The sequence below is a fragment of the Streptomyces sp. NPDC001922 genome, assembly GCF_042891165.1.
Taxonomy (GTDB): Bacteria; Actinomycetota; Actinomycetes; order Streptomycetales; family Streptomycetaceae; genus Streptomyces.
The window spans coordinates 150,081-169,628 of record NZ_JBIASV010000016.1; the positions used below are offsets into that span (position 1 = coordinate 150,081).

Annotated in this window: 13 protein-coding genes; 9 read left to right on the forward strand and 4 right to left on the reverse strand. The window is 73.0% G+C overall.

What is annotated here, in order from left to right; genetic code table 11:
* Positions 1-281 precede the first annotated feature (281 nt).
* Complete coding sequence (locus tag ACFYYR_RS27645) at positions 282-1,826, reverse strand: amino acid permease (RefSeq protein ID WP_388859125.1); 1,545 nt, start codon at positions 1,824-1,826, stop codon at positions 282-284.
* Between the two features lie 408 nt (positions 1,827-2,234).
* Here ACFYYR_RS27645 and ACFYYR_RS27650 point away from each other — a divergent pair, with 408 nt between their 5' ends.
* Positions 2,235-3,584, forward strand: a complete 1,350-nt coding sequence (locus ACFYYR_RS27650) for a PucR family transcriptional regulator (protein ID WP_388859128.1) — start codon at positions 2,235-2,237, stop codon at positions 3,582-3,584.
* A gap of 231 nt (positions 3,585-3,815) precedes the next feature.
* Here ACFYYR_RS27650 and ACFYYR_RS27655 read toward each other — a convergent pair whose 3' ends face one another.
* A complete protein-coding gene (locus ACFYYR_RS27655) occupies positions 3,816-5,189 on the reverse strand; it encodes an FAD-binding oxidoreductase (RefSeq protein WP_388859131.1) in 1,374 nt (457 codons plus the stop codon).
* A gap of 287 nt (positions 5,190-5,476) precedes the next feature.
* Here ACFYYR_RS27655 and ACFYYR_RS27660 point away from each other — a divergent pair, with 287 nt between their 5' ends.
* The 8 genes from ACFYYR_RS27660 (at position 5,477) to ACFYYR_RS27695 (ending at position 16,729) form a co-directional block, all read left to right on the forward strand.
* Positions 5,477-8,038, forward strand: coding sequence for a SpoIIE family protein phosphatase (locus ACFYYR_RS27660; protein WP_388859134.1), 2,562 nt, complete (start codon positions 5,477-5,479; stop codon positions 8,036-8,038).
* A 265-nt stretch (positions 8,039-8,303) separates the two neighbouring features.
* On the forward strand, positions 8,304-9,482 hold the full coding sequence (locus ACFYYR_RS27665) for an alpha/beta hydrolase fold domain-containing protein (RefSeq protein ID WP_388859137.1): 1,179 nt from the start codon (positions 8,304-8,306) through the stop codon (positions 9,480-9,482).
* Between the two features lie 101 nt (positions 9,483-9,583).
* Complete coding sequence (locus tag ACFYYR_RS27670; protein ID WP_388859140.1) at positions 9,584-10,336, forward strand: GntR family transcriptional regulator; 753 nt, start codon at positions 9,584-9,586, stop codon at positions 10,334-10,336.
* A 365-nt stretch (positions 10,337-10,701) separates the two neighbouring features.
* Positions 10,702-12,357: an APC family permease gene (locus ACFYYR_RS27675; RefSeq protein WP_388859144.1), complete on the forward strand. Its 1,656-nt coding sequence runs from the start codon at positions 10,702-10,704 to the stop codon at positions 12,355-12,357.
* A 147-nt stretch (positions 12,358-12,504) separates the two neighbouring features.
* On the forward strand, positions 12,505-12,687 hold the full coding sequence (locus ACFYYR_RS27680; protein ID WP_388859147.1) for an SPOR domain-containing protein: 183 nt from the start codon (positions 12,505-12,507) through the stop codon (positions 12,685-12,687).
* A 153-nt stretch (positions 12,688-12,840) separates the two neighbouring features.
* Positions 12,841-13,269 carry a (deoxy)nucleoside triphosphate pyrophosphohydrolase gene (locus ACFYYR_RS27685; protein ID WP_388859349.1) on the forward strand — a complete coding sequence of 143 codons (429 nt, stop codon included), beginning with the start codon at positions 12,841-12,843 and terminating at the stop codon, positions 13,267-13,269.
* Between the two features lie 157 nt (positions 13,270-13,426).
* The gene (locus tag ACFYYR_RS27690; protein ID WP_388859150.1) at positions 13,427-13,897 is read left to right on the forward strand and encodes an ATP-binding protein; all 471 of its coding nucleotides are present in this window, start codon (positions 13,427-13,429) and stop codon (positions 13,895-13,897) included.
* A 201-nt stretch (positions 13,898-14,098) separates the two neighbouring features.
* Positions 14,099-16,729, forward strand: a complete 2,631-nt coding sequence (locus ACFYYR_RS27695; RefSeq protein ID WP_388859153.1) for a SpoIIE family protein phosphatase — start codon at positions 14,099-14,101, stop codon at positions 16,727-16,729.
* A 91-nt stretch (positions 16,730-16,820) separates the two neighbouring features.
* On the opposite strand, the gene ACFYYR_RS27700 is transcribed toward ACFYYR_RS27695, so the two are convergent.
* Together ACFYYR_RS27700 and ACFYYR_RS27705 are read right to left on the reverse strand one after the other, a co-directional pair.
* Positions 16,821-17,588, reverse strand: coding sequence for a succinate dehydrogenase/fumarate reductase iron-sulfur subunit (locus tag ACFYYR_RS27700; protein ID WP_388859156.1), 768 nt, complete (start codon positions 17,586-17,588; stop codon positions 16,821-16,823).
* Positions 17,585-19,531 (reverse strand): fumarate reductase/succinate dehydrogenase flavoprotein subunit, encoded by a 1,947-nt coding sequence (locus ACFYYR_RS27705; protein ID WP_388859159.1) that lies wholly within the window; start codon positions 19,529-19,531, stop codon positions 17,585-17,587. Before ACFYYR_RS27705 ends, ACFYYR_RS27700 begins: the two co-directional genes overlap by 4 nt.
* Positions 19,532-19,548: the final 17 nt, after the last annotated feature.

Here is a 19,548-nt window from a genome sequence, read left to right on the forward strand (position 1 = left end):
GCCGCCGGCGGACCGCACGCCTCGGACGCCCGGAGCGCCGAGGCATCCGGCGCCCCGTACGCCTCAGACACCGAACGTGCAGTCATCGGACCGGTAGGGATCGCAGGCGGGGCACCGCGGTTCCCCGCAGCCGGCGCAGGTGGTGAGCGGCTCCCCGCAGTGGCATCGCGGAGTGCCGGGCCGGTCGGCCCGGTCGGCCCGGTCGGCTGGGTCGGACGGGGCCGCGATGGCTGGGACGTCTGGGACGGCCGGGACGGAAGGGGAGGATCGCGAGGGCGCGGTCATCGTTCCCCTCCCTGCTCCCCGGCCTCCGTGGACCGGTCCGCCTCGGCCCGGCCCGTTCCCGCCCCGTCCGCCTCCACCGACTCCGCGTCCGTCGGTCGCGCCTCCGCCGGAACCGCCCCCGCCTCCGCCGTCCGCCCCAGCAGCGAGTGCCGGTAGCCGTACAGGCCGTAGACCGCGAGGCCGAGCAGGAACCAGACCAGGAAACGCAGCCAGGTCGTCGGCTGGAGCTGGAAGACCAGCCAGAGCGAGAAGGCGATGCCGATGAGCGGCACCACCGGCATGCCCGGGCAGCGGAACGACCGCGGCAGCTGCGGCGACCGGTAGCGGAGGACGATCACCGCGGCGGAGACCACCACGAAGGCGAGCAGGATGCCGATGTTGGTGAGCTCCGCGGCCTCCGCGATCGGCATGAACCCCGCGATGACCGCGGACACCACGCCCACGATCCACGTCGGCCGGTGCGGCACCTCGGTGCGCGGGTGCACCTTCGCGAACCAGGCCGGGAGCAGTCCGTCCCGGCTGATCGCGAACCAGACGCGGGAGGCGCCCAGCATGAACGAGAACAGCACGGTCAGGATGCCCACGATCGCCCCGACGGCGATGACGTCCGCGAAGCCGGGCAGGCCGACGGCCGCGAAGGCCGAGGAGAACGCGCTCTCCGGGTCGATGCGGTCGAACGGCTGCATGCCCGTCAGCACCCCGCAGGCAAGCAGGTACAGCACCATGGCGATGGCCAGCGAGAGCAGGATCGCCCGCGGCAGATTGCGCTGCGCGTCCTTCGACTCCTCCGCCGCGGTGCTCATCGCGTCGTAGCCGAAGACGGCGAAGAAGACCGTGGCCGCGCCGGTCACCACACCGCCGAAGCCGTACGGCAGGAACGGGCTGAGGTTGCCGGAGTTCACATGGAACGCGCCGACCACGATGACCGCCAGCACGATCGCGATCTTCACGAAGACCAGGATCGTCTCGATCCGCGCACTGGTCTTCATGCCCCGGTTGAGCAGCCAGGCGATGAGCAGGCAGAGCAGCGCGGCGAAGAGGTCGACCCGGTGGCCGGAGCCGGTGCCCGGGGCGCCGAGCATCCACGCCGGCAGGTCGACCCCCAGCCCCTCGAGGAGGAAGGAGAAGTAGCCGGAGATGCCGATCGCCACCACCGCGACGATCGCCGTGTACTCCAGCAGCAGGTCCCAGCCGATCAGCCAGGCGACGACCTCGCCGAGCACGGCGTAGCTGTAGGTGTACGCGGACCCGGCGCGCGGGATCATCCCGGCGAACTCGGCGTAGGCCAGCGCCGCTGTGGCGCTGGCGACTCCGGCGATGATGAACGACAGACTGACGGCCGGCCCGGCGGTGCCCTTGGCGACCGTCCCGGCCAGCGAGAAGATCCCGGCGCCGATGATCGCGCCGAGGCCGATCGCGGTGAGCTGCCAGAGGCCCAGGGTGCGCTTCAGGCCGGACGGCTTGCCGTCGTCGGGGCCGCCGGTGATCGGCTGGCGGCGGAAGATGCCGGTGGACGGACCGGCTCTGCCTGCTGTGGTCATGGGTCACTCCCATCGGAAGGGGTGGCGGGCGTCCCGGTTCACGGCCGCGCGCCCGGGGATGCCGGGCGGGGGAACAGCGGCCGGTTCGCACCCCGGAGTGGGGGTTTCCGCAGGCCGGAAGGGGGACGACAGTCCGGTCGGCCGGGGAGGCGGGCCCCGCGGAGCAGGTCGTGCGTCGCACCGGGCCTGCCGGGAAGGTAGGTGCGCGGCGGGAGCCGGACCCATCGACAAGTGCCACATCTTCCGGCCCCGGATTGCTCCATTTGCTCAAAGGCCGCGAGCCGGGGTGGTGGGTATCGTTCGCCGTGGGTTCCCACCGGCTTTCCGGTGAGTTTCCGCCGAGTGCCCCGACCGGAGGCGCCCGGGCCGGGCAGGCAGCCGGGCCGCGGACGCCGGGAGCGAACGGATATGAGGCCCGAGTACCAGGACATCGTCGACGAGGTTTCACGGCTGCTCGAAGCACCCGCGATCCTCGAGGAGCGCAGCCTCGCCCTGATCGCCTTCTGCGCCCACGACGGCGCGATCGACACCGTGCGGGAGCGGTCCATCCTGCAGCGGCAGTCCTCCGCCGAGATCCGCGAGCACTTCGAGGGCTACGGCATCAGCACCGCCACCGGGCCCGTCCGCATCCCCGCGGACCCCCGGTCGCGGGTGATGGCCCGGCTGTGCCTCCCGGTCCGCTGGCAGGGCATCACCTACGGGTACCTGTGGCTGCTCGACGAGGGCCGGGAGATCGAGGAGACCCTGCTGCCCCGCGCGATGGCGCTGGCGTCACGGGCGGGCGCGCTGATGGCCACCGAACTGCACCTGCGGGAGGACCTGGGCTACCGGCTGCGCGACCTGATCTCCGTCTCGCCCGAGGTCCGGGAGCAGGCGGCGGTGGAGATCAGCGACCTGGGGCACGTGCCGCGCGGTACCCCGGTGGCCGCCGTCGCGCTGCGGTTCGACAAGACGGGCCGGGGCGGCTGTGACGCACGGTACGCACGGCACGCGCAAGGCAGTGGGGACGCGCGGTACGCACCGGGCAGTGGGGACGCGCGGTACGCCCGGGACCGGGGAGGCATCCCGGCCATGCGGGAGCAGCCGGACGCGGCCGCCGCGAAGGTCCCGGAGCAGTGGGACCCCCGGGACGCCCTGGCGACCCTGCTGTGGGGACTGCCGCGGCAGGTGCTCGCCCATGTCGCCGCCGATCACGCCGTTCTGCTGGTGCCCCTGGAGTCCGTGACGGACCTCGGTCCCGCCCGTGCGGCGGCGGCCCGGATCGCGGACGGGGCGGGCGTGCCGCCCGGCGCGGTCCGCGACCGCCCGCCGCTGCTCATCGGGCTGGGGGCACCCCGGGCCGACCTGGGCGAGGCGCACGCGAGCTGGCAGGAGGCGCGGCTCGCCACCCGGATCGGGGCGTTCCTGCCGCACGCCGGTCCGGTCGTGGAGTGGGAGCGGCTCGGCGTCTACCGGCTGCTGGCGCGGATCCCGCAGAGCGAACTGCGGGACTCCTCCCTCGACCCGGCGGTGCACCGGCTGTTCGCCTGCGGCGACCCCGAACTCATCCGCACGCTGGAGGTCTACCTGGACGAGGCGGGCAACGCCCAGCGGTCCGCCGCCGAACTCGCGGTGCACCGGCAGACCCTCTACTACCGGCTGCACAAGGTCGAGCAGATCACCGGTCTGAGCCTCGCCGTCGGCGACGACCGGCTGGTGCTCCATCTCGGGCTGAAGATGGGCCACTTGCTGGGCCTGCTGCCCGCTCCCCGGCTCTGAGTCCACCGGCCGGCCGCCGGTACCCCGCTGTGGGCTCGGGCCCGGCCCGGCCCGCACCCCGCCGTGGGCGCGGCCGTCAAGGCCCGCCGGTCCGCCTCACGAACCGCCGCCGGCACCCGTCACGGTCTGCTCGTCCGTCCGCGTCACGGCCCGCCGCCGGTACCCGTCACGGTCCGCTCGTCCGTCCGCGTCACGGCCCGGCGGTCCCCGGACACAGCCCGCCGGTACCCGTCACGGCTTGATGTTCTGGTTCAGGTGGAAGAGGTTGTCCGGGTCGTAACTCTGCTTGATCCGGGCCAGCCGTTCGTAGTTCTCCCGGTAGTTGTCCCGGACCCGGCCCTGGTCGTCGTCGGCCATGAAGTTGACGTAGCCGCCGCCCTCCGAGTGCGGGGCGGTCGCCCGGTAGTAGTCGCGGACCCAGTCGACGGACGCCTCGTTGTCCGCCGCGTCCGGCCACATGCCGGCGATGACGGTGGCGAAGGTGGCGTCCCGGTAGGCGAAGGCCGTGGCGTCCGGCGCCATGTCGTGGCAGGCGCCGTTGATCGGGTAGATGTGCACGGTCGAGTTGACGGCGGGCAGCCCCGGGGCGTGCTCGACGTGCGCCGCGATCGCCGCGTCGGTGAGCTCGGTGACGAAGTTGGCCTTCCAGTAGTGCTGCAGGCCCGGCGGCACCAGGTCGTCGAAGGCGCTGTTGAGCATCGGATACGGCATCGGCCCGAGGTGTTCGGCGACCACCCGGCCCGCGTCCCGGAGCGGCCGCACGGCCTGCTCGCCCTCCTCCATCGGACCGGTCCAGCAGGTCACCACGATCGCGTGGACCCGGCCTTGGCGCTCCTCCGGGATGAACGGCAGCGGCGGCGCGATCTGCAGCCCCGGGAAGGCGCCGAGTTCGCGGGGCGCGGTGGTGATGAAGTCGCGGAAGAAGCGCAGCACGGAGGCCGTGTCCTCGAACTCGTAGAGGAGCGGACCGCCGTAGACGTCCTTGACCGGGCCGAGCCGGAACTCGAACGACGTCACCACCCCGAAGTTGCCGCCGCCGCCGCGGATCGCCCAGAACAGATCCTCGTTCTCCTGCTCGCTCGCGACGAGGATCCGGCCGTCGGCGGTGACCACCTCGGCCGCGATCAGACTGTCGCAGGACAGCCCCATCGACCGGGCCAGATAGCCGATGCCGCCGCCCAGGGTGAGCCCGCCGACGCCGGTGGTGGAGATGATGCCGCCGGTGGTGGCGAGGCCGTACGCGTAGCCGGCGTCGTTGAAGTCGCCCCAGGTCGCGCCGCCTCCGACGCGCGCGGTCCGGGTGGCGGGGTCGACCCGGACCTCCCGCATGCCGGACAGGTCCGCCACCAGACCGTTGTCGCAGGTGCCGAAGCCCGGGACGCTGTGGCCGCCGCCCCGGACGGCGATTTCGAGCCCGCTCTCCCGGGCCGCGTCGACCACCGCCCGGACGTCACCGGCGCCCGTACATCGGACCACCGCCGCCGGTGTCCGGTCGATCATCGCGTTGTGGACGCTCCGCGCCTCGTCGTAACGGGCGTCACCGGGACCGGTCACCGGTCCCTCCACACGCCCGCGGAGCTGCTGAATCACTGCGCTCGCAGCCATCACGACCACCTCTGATGAACCGATCCCTCTTCCACGCTACGTCGCCCCGGCCGTGCCTGCCCGTCCGTCGCGCCGCGACCGTGCCTCCCCGTCCGTCCCGGCCCGGGCCGGAGCCGGGCCCGGCCGCCTGCCCGTCCGTCGCACGCCGCGGCCCGGAGCCTCCGCGGTCCCGCGGCCCGGGGGTGGCCCGGCCACGGGCCCTCCGCCCCGCCCCGCGCGCCGATCACCCCGCCGTGTCACATGCTGGTGATACGACGTGCGGGCGTCCGTACCCGGGAGGACGCGACATGGCTGAGGAAGCCCCGTGGCCGGGCGGGGAGCCGCGGACCGGCAGCGACGACGACGGCTGCGAGGTACAGGTCGAGAACACGCTGACCTCGGCCCTGGCCCCGGCCCTGGTCGAAGCCGTCCGCGCCGGTGGCGGCTACGGCGGCGGCATCTACCTGCGCTCCCGGGACCGCCGCTCCCTCGTGCTCGCCATGGTCGCCGGGATCCCCCGCTCCCTGCTGAAGCCCTGGTGGCGGGTTCCGGTCAGCGGCGCCGTCCCCGCGGCGGAGGCCTACCGCAACGCCGAGGGCATCCACCTCTCCGACGAGGGCGAGACCATGCGCCGCTTCCCGCAGATGTCGGTCGGCCTGCCCTACCCGTTCGCCTCCGCCTACCTGCCCGTGCTGGTGTACGGCGAGGTGGTGGGCGTCCTCATCGTGATGCGGTCCAGCACCCGCGGCAACGGCCCCGCCGCGGGCGAGGACCGGCTGCGCACCGCCGCCGACGCCATGGGCGAGGACCTGGCGCGGCTCCAGGACCAGGACTGCCCGATCGAGTACGACGAGGAGCCGTTCAGCGTCCGGCTCCCGGCCGCCGCCGTCGCCGGGGTCCGCGTCGGACTGATCGACTGGGACCTCGGGTCCGGGACGATGACCGCCGACGACGAGGCCTGCGCGGTGCTGGGCGCGGACCCGGCGACCTTCGGCGGCACCCTCGACGAGCTGGAGGCCCGCGTCAGCCCCGACGACCTCCACGAGCTGCGGGCGAGCCGGCGGGAGGCCACCGAGCACGGCTGGGTCCGCGCCCGCAGGTTCCGGGTGCTGGACGGGGACGCCGGCGAGCCCCGCTACCGGCAGGTGGAGATGTGGGGCCGGGTGGTCGGCGGCCGCGAACGGCCCGAGTCCCACCGCCGCCTGGTGGGCGTCGTCGTCGACGCGGGCACCGGGACCACCGCGGCCGAGGCCGCCGAACGGCTGCCCGACGGGGTCTTCTCCATGGACCAGGACGGCCGGGTCACCTACACCAACCACCGCTGCGAGCAACTGCTCCGCCACTCCCGGGAGGAACTGCTCGGACGGCACCCCTGGGAGGTGCTCCACTGGCTGTCGGACCCGTCGTACGAGGACCGCTACCGGGCGGCGATGCTCTCCCAGGAACCCGCGTCGTTCCTGGCCCGCCATCCCGACGGCGGCTGGCTGGGGTTCATCCTCTACCCGGACGCCAGCGGGCTCACCGGCCGGGTCTTCCCCACCGCCCCGCCCCTCGACGAGGCCCCCGACGACCGGTTCCCGGAGCCCGACGCCCAGGTCGCCGCGCCCGTCGCCCTGCGCCGGCCCGGCGCGCTCTACCACGTGGTGCACATGGCCAGCGTGCTCACCGAGGCGGTGACCGTGCGCGAGGTCTGCATCGCCGTCGCCGACCAGCTGCTCCCGGCCTTCGGCGGACAGGAACTCGCGCTCTACGTCATCCGGGACGGGCGGATGCACCTGGCCTGGGAGTCCGGCTACCCGGACGGCTTCCTGGAGGAGTTCGAAGGCGTACCGCTCGACGCCCACCTGCCCGGCGTGGAGACCCTCACCTCCGGCGTCCCGATCTTCTTCGAGTCGCCCCGCCGGCTCTCCGCCGCCTACCCGGGCATCTCCCTGGACCGGATGCACGCCTGGGCGTTCCTGCCGCTCATCGCCTCCGGGCACCCGGTCGGCTCCTGCATCCTCGGCTACGACGCACCGCACACCTTCACCGCCGACGAACGCGCCGCCCTGACCGCCCTCGGCGGCCTCGTCGCCCAGGCGATGGAGCGCGCCCGCCTCTACGACGCCGAGTTCACCCTGGCCCGCGGGCTGCAGGACGCCCTGCTGCCGCACCGGCTGCCCCCGGTCGAGGGGCTGCGCACGGCCGGCCGGTACCTCCCCGGCACCCAGGGCATGGAGATCGGAGGCGACTGGTACGACGTGATCGTCACCGGCCGCGGGGTCGCCCTGGTGATCGGCGACGTCGAGGGCCACAACGTGGCCGCCGCCGCGGTCATGGGCCAGCTGCGCAGCGCCGTGAACGCCTTCGCCACCAGCGACAGCACACCGGTCGAGGTGCTCTCCCGGACCAACCGGCTGCTCGCCGACCTCGACGCGGGGGTCTTCGCCACCTGCTGCTACATCGAACTCGATCCCGCCACCGGCCGGGCCCACGCGGTCCGGGCGGGCCACCCGCCGCCGCTGCTGCGCCATCCCGACGGGCGCACCGAGCAGCTGCAACTCGCCGGCGGCACCCTGCTGGGCGTCGACCCGGACGCCACCTATCCGGTGAACGAGCTGGAACTGCCCCGCGGTTCCGTCCTCGCGCTCTACACCGACGGGCTGGTCGAACAGCCGGGCGTCGACATCGACCAGGGCGTGGAGGCGGTGCTGTCCTGCCTCGCCCGCACCCCGCCCGACTCCCTGGAGCACCTGGCCGACCTGCTGGTGCGGCAGGCCCGCCGGGCACCGGACCGGCCGGACGACGTGGCGCTGCTGCTCACGGCGTACACCGGCACGGACACCCCGCCCGCCGGAGCCGGAACCGGAGCCGGAACCCCCGCAGGCTGACCGGTGGATGTCCGCTGTGCCCCCTCCGGCTGACCGGTCGGCAATCACCCCGCCCCGTCCGGCTGACCGGTCGGCGACCGCCGTGCACCCCCTCCGGGCCGGCCCGTCGGCCGCTCCGCACCCCGTCCACCCGGCAGCCGGGCGCTGCGCCGATCGGACCAGTCCGCGTGGGCGCTCCGCCCCGGCCCGGGACAGTCTGGGCCCGGCGGTTCCCGCGGTCCCGGCGCGAGGGCGGGGCGAGGAGGGCGGTGCCGAGGAGGCGGTCATGGCGCTGTGGCGAGGCATCGTGCGATGGCTGCTCGCCACGGCGCTGCTGCTGCTCGCCGGGGTGCAGATCCTGCTGCTCGTCCTGGTGCTGGTGCCGCTGCCCCGGCAGCCGCTGCTGGCCACCGCGTCGGTGCTGGCCACTTCGTGGTGCACCCCGGTGCTCGCGCTTCCGGCCGCGCTGGGGCTGCTCGGGGTCCTGGCCGCGCGGCGGGTCCGGGTGCGCTGGGCCTCCTGGATCGCGCTCACCACCTCCGGCGCGGCGCTGTTCTGCGCCCTCGCGCCGTACGCCCTGGCCTGGCGCACCGCCCGCGCCCAGGGCGAAGGGCTGTCCCTGGCCGGGCAGTTCGGCGGGCTCAACTACGCCCTCACTCCGGACCGGGAGCGCACCCTCGGCTACGCGCGGGTGGGCCGGCACCGGCTGAAGATGGACGTCTGGCTGCCGGACCGGCCCGCGCACCGGCCCCGCCCGGCCGTCGTCTGGGTGCACGGCGGCGGCTGGGAGTCCGGCCACCGGAGCCAGACCCCGCGCTGGAACCAGTGGCTCAACGACCGCGGCTACGCCGTGTTCGACGTCGAGTACCGGCTCGCGCCCGGGGCGACCCAGCTGCAGCAGATCGGGGACGTGAAGTGCGCGATCGGCTGGGTGCGCCGGCACGCGGACCGCTACGGCGTCGACCCGTCCCGGATCGTCCTCGCGGGCACCTCCGCCGGCGGCAACCTGGCGCTCTCCGCCGCCTACACGGCCCGCGATGTGAGGCCGCGCCCCTCCTGCCGCACGGCCCGGGACACCTCGGTGCGAGCGGTGGTGTCGTTCTACGGGCCCACCGACATGGCCGGACTGATCGCGAGCGGCGCCGATCCGGCGGACCCGGCCGTGCGCCGCTTCATGGGCGGCTCGTTCCGGTCGGCGCCGGACAGCTTCCGGCTGGGGTCCCCGGCCCAGCTGGTCCGGGCCGATGTGCCCCCGACCCTGCTGCTGCACGGCAGCCACGACCGGCTCGTCCCGGTGGCGCAGGCCCGCGAGCTGAACGCCCGGCTGGCCGCGATCGGCGCGCGGCACCGGTATGTGGAGATCCCCTGGGCGGACCATGCGTTCGACTACAACTGGGGCGGCTGGGGGACCCAGATCGCCCGGCCCGTCCTGGCGCGCTTCCTTGCGGTGCATGCGGGATCTTGACCAAGATCACCACTTCGAGTGAAACTCTGGCCTGCGCTTGCCGTCAACAACCCAGGGTTGCCACGCTGTTGCAGAATGTCAACCTGATGGGGGAGGGGCCCGTGCCTTTCGGTGAGCAGCCTGCGTACTTGCGGGTCGCCGGTGACCTGCGGCAGAAGATCGCGGACGGCTCGCTGCCGCCGCACACCAGGCTCCCGTCCCAGGCCCGCATCCGCGAGGAGTACGGCGTCTCCGACACCGTCGCGCTGGAGGCGCGCAAGGTGCTCATGGCCGAGGGGCTCGTCGAGGGCCGCTCCGGATCCGGCACCTACGTCCGGGAGCAGCCCGTTCCGCGGCGGATCGCCCGCACCGGCTACCGCGCGGCGGGGGAGTCCACCCCGTTCCGCCAGGAGCACGCGGACGACCGGGTCGCCGGCACCTGGGAGTCCAGCAGCGAGCAGGCCGAGGCGAGTACGGAGATCGCGGCCCGGCTGGACATCGCCCCGGGGGAGCGGGTGATGCGCACGCGCTACGTCTACCGCGCGGAGGGCGAGCCGACGATGCTCTCCACCTCGTGGGAGCCGCTGGCCGTCACCGGCCGCACCCCCGTGATGCTGCCCGAGGAGGGGCCGCTGGCCGGCCGCGGGGTCGTCGAGCGGATGGCCGCGATCGACGTGATCGTCGACAACGTGCTGGAGGAGATCGGCGCCCGGCCCGGGCTCGCGGAGGAGACCCTGGCGCTCGGCGGCGTCCCCGGACATGCGGTCATCGTGGTCGCCCGGACGTTCTTCGCCTCGGGGCGGCCGGTGGAGACGGCCGACGTCGTGGTGCCGGCCGACCGCTTCCGCGTCTCGTACCACCTGCCGGTGAAATAGCGGCCCGGGGCTTCCGGTCCGCCGTCCGTCCGGGTGCCGGGCCCTCCCGGCACCCGGGACGCCTTCCGGTTCCGCTGCGGGGCGGCCCGCTCCGGCTCCTGCCGTCCCGCCGTCCCGTCCCGCCGTCCCGTCGCGACGCCGTCGTGGCGGGAGCGGCTCCGGTGGGCGGCTCCGTGACCACCGCACATCACCCCATCGCCGTCCTTATGCCTGCTTCGCCCCACTTGGGGAGGGCGGTCCTTCTGTGTCAAAACTCACAGAGTCCCAGGTGGGGGGCCTGCCTGGATGATGATCTTCCGTTTGATCTTTACGATGTGTCGGTTTGTGTGTCCTGTCCATGGGGGGCGAAGGGAGAACCAGGAGCGTTGAGTACGGAGCAGGGATCTCAGTCCCACTACCGACGATCCCTCGGCACGGTGGCCCTCACCGCCGTCGGGCTGGGGTCGATCATCGGTTCCGGGTGGCTTTTCGGTGCTGAACGGGCCGCCGCGCTCGCCGGTCCCGCCGCCATCCTCGCGTGGGTCATCGGCGCCGTGGTCGCCCTGACCATCGCCCTCACCTACACCGAGCTCGGCTCGATGTTCCCGAAGGCCGGCGGCATGGTCCGCTACGGCCAGTATTCGCACGGCTCGCTCGCCGGCTACCTCGCCGCCTGGGCCAACTGGATCGCGATCGTCTCGGTCATACCCGGCGAGGCGACCGCCTCGATCCAGTACATGAGTTCCTGGGACTTCGCCTGGGCGCAGGGGCTGTACGACGGCAAGGAGCTCACCGGGACCGGCGTCGCCGCGTCCAGCGTGCTGCTGCTCGTCTACTTCTTCCTGAACTGGTTCGCGATCACCCTGTTCGCGAAGACCAACACCGCCATCACCGTCTTCAAGGTCGTGGTGCCGGTCCTGACGGCGGGCGCGCTGATGTTCGCCCACTTCGACACGAGCAACGTCACCAGCCACGGCGGCTTCACGCCGAACGGCTGGAGCGCGGTCTTCAGTGCCGTCGCCGTCTCCGGCATCGTCTGGGCCTTCAACGGCTTCCAGTCGCCGCTGAACATGGCCGCCGAGGCCCGCAACCCCGGCAAGTCGCTGCCCAAGGCCGTGATCGGCTCGATCCTGATCGCCCTGGTCATCTACCTGGCCCTGCAGGTCGCGTTCCTGATGGCCGTCCCGGCCGAGAAGCTCGCCGCCGGCAACGGCTGGAGCGGACTCGCCTTCAACTCCCCGCTCGCCGACCTCGCCATCGCCTGGGGCATGAACTGGCTGGCGCTGCTGCTCTACGCGGACGCGTTCGTCTCCCCGTCCGGCACCGGCATGATCTACGCGGCCACCACCTCGCGCATGATCCACGGCGTCCAGGAGAACGGCCACCTGCCGGGTGTCTTCGGCAAGGTCGACCCGAAGACCGGTGTCCCGAAGCCGGCGCTGCTGCTCAACCTGGTCGTGGCCTTCGTCTTCCTCGCCGTCTTCCGTGGCTGGGGCTCGATCGCCGAGATCGTCGGTGTCGCCACCGTGATCTCCTACATCACCGGCCCGGTCGCCGTGATGGCGCTGCGCCGGCTCGCCCCCGAGCTGCCGCGGCCGGTGAAGCTGCGTGCCATGCCGGTCATCGCGCCCATCGCGATGATCTTCGGCTCGCTGGTCATGTACTGGGCCCGCTGGCCGCTGACCGGCAAGGTCATCTTCATCATGGCGATCGGTCTGCCGATCTGGGCCTGGTACGAGCTGCGCAAGCCGTGGGCCGAGCTGAAGCCGCACCTCAAGGCCGGCGCCTGGATGGTCACCTACCTGCTGGTCATGGCCTTCGTCTCGTGGGCCGGCGGCAAGGAGTTCGGCGGCCGGGGCTACCTGCCGGAGGGCTGGGACATCCTGGTCGTGGCCCTGATCGGGCTCGCCTTCTACGCCTGGGGCGTCCGCAGCGCCTGGCCGAACCCGTCCCTGGCCGACGTCCGGGCCGAGATGGCCGTGGCGGAAGGCGAGACCGCCGACGGCCGCGAGAAGTCCGACCTCGAACGCGTGGCCGGATGATGACCTCTTTGTGAAAACCCGTATCCGGTGCGTAAGGGTCGGGCGTACGCTCGGGCATATGCGGACTGGGGTTTCCACAGAGGTCGTGGCGCTGTGCACGGGTGCGCAGGGCTCGGGTGCGCAGGGCCCGGCGCGGGAGGCGCGGCGATGACCGACAACGGTGCCGTACTGCCGTGGATCGTCATACGTCAGGACGACAACGGCAACCAGTACCGTGTCGGTCGCTACGCCACGCGCGCCGAGGCCCAGCGGGTCGCCGACCGGCTGGAGGCGGGCGGCCACAAGCAGCTGTACCTGGTCGAGCGGGCCGGCCGCCGGGCCTCGTCGTAAGGGGTCCGTGCGCCATGAGTGCCCGATGGTCGCGCGGTCCCGTGCGGGCCGTGTCGCGTCGCCGGGCCGCACGGCCCGGGCGGGACTTTCGAAACACGCCCTAAGTCGCCTTCGCGCCGTAGGGTTTGGCGCGTGACGGACGACGGGACGACGATCGTGGTCGCCGGAGCGGTACTGCACGGCGGGCGGCTGCTGGCTGCCCGCCGCAGCGCGCCGCCCGCGCTGGCCGGCCGCTGGGAGCTGCCCGGCGGCAAGGTGGAGCCCGGAGAGGCTCCGGAGGCCGCGCTCGTCCGCGAACTGCGGGAGGAGCTCGGCATCGAGACCGAGCCGCTCGCCCGGATCCCCGGGGAGTGGCCGCTGACGCCGGGTTATGTGCTCCGGGTGTGGACCGTTCGGCTGGTCGCCGGTGAACCCCGCCCGCTCCAGGACCACGACGCGGTGCGCTGGCTCACCGCCGACCGCGCCGACGAGGTCGACTGGCTCGACCAGGACCGTCCGGCGGTCGGGGAGGCCGTCCGTGAGCTGTCCGGCCGCGCGCCGGGGAAGCCCCGGACGCCGGAGCGCCCGGTAGGCGGGGCGTAGCACCCGCATCTTGTGCCTTTCGTGGCACAGTGCGCCGAATGTCGCGATAGCCGGGCTTCGATAGCGGGTATGTGCCTTCCAGGGCGTGCTTCGAAACACGCCCTGGTGTTCCGAACATCCCCCCGGTATTCGGACAGATCGAACAGCGTGGTCTGCCATGGGATCTGCCAGCGGTCTGGAAGTGGTCGGCGTGAGCGACAGCGCAGGGGCCTTCGACCCGGCTCCGCCTGCCGCACGCCCCCTGTCGGAGGACCGGGCGGCCGAATGGAGCTTCCCGGCCGAACCGGGCTCCGTGCGCAAGGCGCGGTCCCTGGTCCGCTCGACGCTGAACGAGTGGGGCCTGAACGCGGTGAGCGACGTGACCGTACTGCTCGTCAGTGAACTCGTCACCAACGCCATGCGCTACGCGAGCGGCCCCATCGGGGTGCGCATCCAGCGCATCCGCGCCGACGCGCTGCTCGTCGAGGTGTCCGATCCGCTGCCCGATCCGCCGCTGGCGCGGAGCGCCGAACCCGACGACGAGGGCGGGCGCGGCCTGCAGCTCGTCGCCCATGCCTCCAAGCGCTGGGGCACGCGTCACGGCAACCGGGGCAAGGCGGTGTGGTTCGAGCTCGGTCTCCCTGGTTAGGAGAAGGGAGGTAGTGCTGATCACGGCAGCGGTCCCGCTGAACGATCTTCGATGCGATAGTGGGCGGCAGCATTTCGGGGGTGGCGCACCCACCCTCGAATGAGACGGTGCTGTGATCGTGAAGGCCGTGTTCCGGACAGCCGGGGTGCTGGATACTGGCCCAGGCCGGTCCGGGCAAGGTGAGCTGGAGGGGACGGGCGCGTGAGCGACATACCAGCGGGGGCGGGGACGCCTGACGAGGCAGCGGCTGCCCCCACGTGGCAGAGCAATCCGCCCGGATCGATCTACGACTACATCCGGGTGGCCTCCTTCTCACTCGGGCCCGACGGCCGCATCGAGCAGTGGAGCGACCGGGCGGCCGAACTCCTCGGAATCCCCGCCCACGCCGCCGTCGGCAAGGACCCCATCGACGCCTTCGTCCCCAGGGAGCTGCGCGACCTCGGGCACCGCAAGATCGCGGAGATCATGGACGGCCGCGAGTGGGTCGGGCTGGTCCCGTTCCGGGCCATCGAGGGCGCCGGGCCGCACGGGCTCGCCGAGGTCTATGTGATGCCGGCCCGCGCGGACGACGGCGGCCGCGGCGCGGTCTGCATCGTCGTGGACGTCCGCGCCCTGCGCAGCATCGAGACCGACCTCGCCGCCTCGCAGGCGGTTTTCGGTCAATCTCCGATGGGCTTCATCCTCTTCGGCGCGGACCTCCGGATCCTGCGGGCCAACGCCCGCTTCGCCTCGGTCTTCGGCGGCACCATCGACTCCCACCGCGGCCGCAGCCCCGCCGACTACCTGCCGCGCGGCGAGGCCGAGCGGCTGACCGGGGCCCTCCGCCAGGTCATGGAGAGCGGCAATCCCGTGACGGAGCTCCAGCTGATGGGGGCGGTCCCCGGCGACCAGGAGCGGCACCGGTGGTCCGTCAACCTGTTCCGGCTGCACAGCGCGAGCGGCCGTCCCATCGGGGTGGCCGGACTCGCCACCGATGTCACCCGGCGCCGGAACGCCGAACGCGAGGCCGCCAGCGCCCGGCGCAACCTGGCCCTGCTGAACGCCGCCGGCGCCCGGATCGGCAACTCCCTCGACCTGGAGACCACCGCCCGGGAACTCCTGGACGTCGCCGTGCCGCAGTTCTGCGACCTGGCCTCCGTCGACCTCTACCAGGGGCTGCTGGTGGGGGACGAGGCGCCGCCGGGGCTCGCCGACGGCAGCGCGGAACTGCGCCGGGTCGCCTTCGCCAGCGCCGTCTCCGACGCCCCCGTGGTCATCTCGGCCTGCACCGTCCCCGACGACGGGGAGCCGCGGCCCATCGACGTCGGAGCCGTCCACCGCTACCCCTTCAACTCGCCCTGTGCCAGCGCCCTGCGCACCGGCCAGGCCCGTGTCATCCCCGGCCAGGACAGCGACGACGGCCCGGAGCTCGGCGCCGTCGTGCAGTCCACCCTCGCGGTGCCGATGGTCGCCCACGACACCGTCGTCGGACTGGCCCAGTTCTCCCGCACCAAGGGCAGCGAGCCGTTCGGCGAGCGGGACACCGCGCTCGCCGTCGAACTCGCCTCCCGGGCCGCCGTCTGCATCGACAACGCCCGCCTCTACCGCCGGGAGCACGAGCGCGCGCTGATCCTCCAGCGCAGCCTGCTGCCGCCGGGTGACCCGGAGGCCGCCGGACTCGACATCGCCTGCCGCTATCTGCCGGGCACCACCGCCACCGAGGTCGGCGGCGACTGGTTCGACGTCATCGAACTGCCCGGCCACCGCACCGCCCTGGTCGTCGGCGACGTGATGGGCCGCGGACTGCGGGCCGCCGTCGCCATGGGCGAACTGCGCACCGCCGTACGGACGCTGGCCCTGCTCGACCTGGAGCCCGCCGAGGTCCTCTCCGCCCTCGACGAGATCGCCCGCGGCCTCGGGGCCCCCGGCGGCTCCTACGGCGGCGCGGCCGCCTCCCGGGCCGCCTCCCGGAACGGCGGCTCCGGCGCGGCCGCCTCCGACCTCTCCGAGGTCTACCTGGCCACCTGCGTGTACGCGGTCTACGACCCGGTCACCCGGCGGTGCACCTTCGCCAACGCCGGTCATCTGCCGCCCGCGCTCGTCGAGCCGGGCGAGCCCGCCCTGATGCTCGAGGTGCCCACCGGCATGCCGCTCGGCGTGGGCGGGGAGCCCTTCGAGGAGGTCGAGGTCGAGCTCCCCGACGGGGCGGTGCTCGCGCTCTACACCGACGGCCTCGTGGAGTCCCGCGACCATCCGCTGGACGAGGGGCTGCGGGACTTCCGCACCGCCCTCACCAACCCGCCGCCGTCCTCGGCGGCGGGCGCCCCCGACCCGCTCGAGGACCTCTGCGACCACGTCCTGGGCACCCTGGACACCCACCACGGCGAGGACGACATCGCCCTGCTGATGGCCCGGGTGCAGGGCCTGCCCGCGGACTCGGTCGGCGACTGGAAGCTGGCGCCCGAGCCGCAGTCGGTCTCCCGGGCCCGCGAGCAGGCGCGCGAACAGCTCGTCGCCTGGGGCCTGGAGAGCCTGGTGGACACCACCGAGCTGCTGGTCAGCGAGCTGGTCACCAACGCGCTGCGGTACGGCGAGGGTGAGATCCGGCTCCGGCTGCTGCTCGACCGGACCCTGGTCTGCGAGGTCTGGGACGGCGGTCTGGTCCAGCCGCGCCGCCGCCGGGCCCGCGACACGGACGAGGGCGGCCGCGGGCTCCAGCTCGTCGGCCTGCTCAGTGCGGGGTGGGGCAGCCGCCGCACCCCGCACGGCAAGACGGTCTGGTTCGAACTCGCCCTGCCGGGCGGTGAGTCGGCGGCCGTGGACCCGGTGGAGGCCCTGCTCAGCCTGTACTGAGGCGCCCGACGTACCGGAGGGGGAGGGCCGTCCGGCCCTCCCCCTCCGCGCGTGCCCGGCCCGCCGTCACGGGCCGCGGCCGGTCACCGGCTCAGCCCCGCCGCCGGATCTTGTCGCCCAGCCAGACCAGCGGGTCGTACTTCCGGTCCGCGGCCCGCTCCTTCAGCGGGATCAGCGCGTTGTCGGTGATCTTGATCCCCTCCGGGCAGACCTCCGTGCAGCACTTGGTGATGTTGCAGTAGCCCAGCCCGTGGTCGTCCTGCGCGGTCCGCTTGCGGTCCAGGCCGGACTCCTCGGCGGCGTCCAGCGGATGCATGTCCAGCTCCGCGACCCGCATGAGGAAGCGCGGCCCGGCGAAGGCCGGCTTGTTCTCCTCGTGGTCGCGCATCACATGGCAGGTGTCCTGGCACAGGAAGCACTCGATGCACTTGCGGAACTCCTGCGAGCGCCCCACGTCCTCCTGCATCATCCGGTACTCGCCCGGCGCGACCCCCGGCGGCGGGACGAACGACGGCACCTCCCGCGCCTTGGTGTAGTTGAACGACACGTCCGTCACCAGGTCCCGGACGACCGGGAAGGCCCGCAGCGGGGTGACCGTGATGGTCTCCGACCGCTCGAAGACCGACATCCGCGTCATGCACAGCAGCCGCGGCCGCCCGTTGATCTCCGCACTGCACGAACCGCACTTGCCCGCCTTGCAGTTCCACCGCACGGCCAGATCGGGCGCCTGCGTGGCCTGGAGCCGGTGGATGATGTCGAGCACCACCTCACCCTCGTGGACCTCCACCCGGAAGTCCTCCAGGCCGCCGCCGTCCGGGTCGCCCCGCCACACCTTGAAGCGGGCCTCGTAGCCACTCACTGGGTCAGCTCCTCGTCCGTCAGGTACTTCACCAGCTCTTCCTTCTCGAACAGCCCGAGCAGGTCGTCCCGGATGGGCTCGCTCTCCCGCCGCTCCAGCCGGATCTGTCCGCGCTCGGTGTCGGTCGCGGCCAGGCCGCCCGTCGGGTCGGAGAGCCGGCAGACCAGGTTGATCCGCCGCCAGTCCCGGTCCATCCGCGGATGGTCGTCCCGGGTGTGGCCGCCGCGGCTCTCCGTGCGTTCCAGCCCGGCCCGCGCCACGCACTCGCTGACCAGCAGCATGTTCCGCAGATCGATCGCCAGGTGCCAGCCCGGGTTGAACTGCCGGTGCCCCTCGACGCCCGCGCGCCGCGCCCGCAGCCGCAGCGCAGCCAGCCGGTGCAGTGCCTCCGTCATCTCGCTCTCCCGCCGGATGATGCCGACGAGGTCGTTCATCGTCTGCTGGAGCTCCTGGTGGAGCGTGTACGGGTTCTCCGCGGGGCGGCTGTCCGGGTGCTCCGGATCGGGGCCCTCGGCACTGAACGGGCGCAGCGCCTCCGCCTCCGCCATGGCGATCTCCGTGTCCTCCGGCAGCGGACGGGCGCCACCGGCCGGTGCGGCGGCGTACTCCGCCGCGTGCAGCCCGGCCCGCCGTCCGAAGACCAGCAGGTCCGACAGGGAGTTGCCGCCCAGCCGGTTGGAGCCGTGCATACCGCCCGCGACCTCGCCCGCCGCGAAGAGCCCGGGCACCCCGGTGGCGGCCGTGGTGTCGGGGTCCACGTCCACCCCGCCCATCACGTAGTGGCAGGTCGGCCCGACCTCCATCGGCTCGGCGGTGATGTCGACGTCCGCCAGCTCCTTGAACTGGTGGTGCATGGACGGCAGCCGCCGCTTGATCGCCTCGGCGGGCATCCGGGTGGACACGTCCAGGAACACTCCGCCGTGCGGCGAGCCCCGGCCCGCCTTCACCTCGGAGTTGATGGCGCGGGCGACCTCGTCGCGGGGCAGCAGCTCGGGCGGGCGGCGGTTGTGGTCCGGGTCCTCGTACCAGCGGTCGCCCTCGTCCTCGCTCTGCGCGTACTTCTCCTTGAAGACGTCCGGGATGTAGTCGAACATGAAGCGCTTGCCCTCGCTGTTGCGGAGCACGCCGCCGTCGCCGCGCACGGACTCGGTGACGAGGATCCCCTTCACCGACGGCGGCCAGACCATCCCGGTGGGGTGGAACTGCACGAACTCCATGTTGATCAGCGGGGCCCCGGCGAGCAGCGCGAGGGCGTGCCCGTCACCGGTGTACTCCCAGGAGTTGGAGGTCACCTTGAAGGACTTGCCGATGCCGCCGGTGGCGAGCACCACGGCCGGGGCCTCGATGACGAAGAACCGCCCGGACTCGCGCTCGTAGCCGAAGACGCCCGCGACCCTGCCGTCGGACTTCAGTACCCGGGTGACGGTGCACTCCTGGAAGATCTTCAGCCGCGCCTCGTGGTCGCCGTGCTCCCGCTCGTCCTCCTGCTGGAGCGAGACGATCTTCTGCTGGAGGGTGCGGATCAGCTCCAGACCGGTGCGGTCGCCGACGTGGGCGAGCCGCGGGTACTCGTGGCCGCCGAAGTTCCGCTGGGAGATCCGCCCGTCCTTCGTGCGGTCGAAGAGCGCCCCCCAGGTCTCCAGCTCCCACACCCGGTCGGGGGCCTCGCGCGCGTGCAGCTCCGCCATCCGCCACTGGTTGAGGAACTTGCCGCCGCGCATCGTGTCGCGGAAGTGGACCTGCCAGTTGTCGCCCGCGTTCACATTGCCCATGCTGGCGGCGATGCCGCCCTCGGCCATGACCGTGTGGGCCTTGCCGAACAGCGACTTGCAGATCACCGCGGTCCGCATGCCCTGTTCCCGGGCCTCGATGGCGGCGCGCAGGCCGGCGCCTCCCGCACCGACCACGACCACGTCCCACGCCTGCCGGTCGACTTGGGTCATCGTTGTTCCATCTCCAT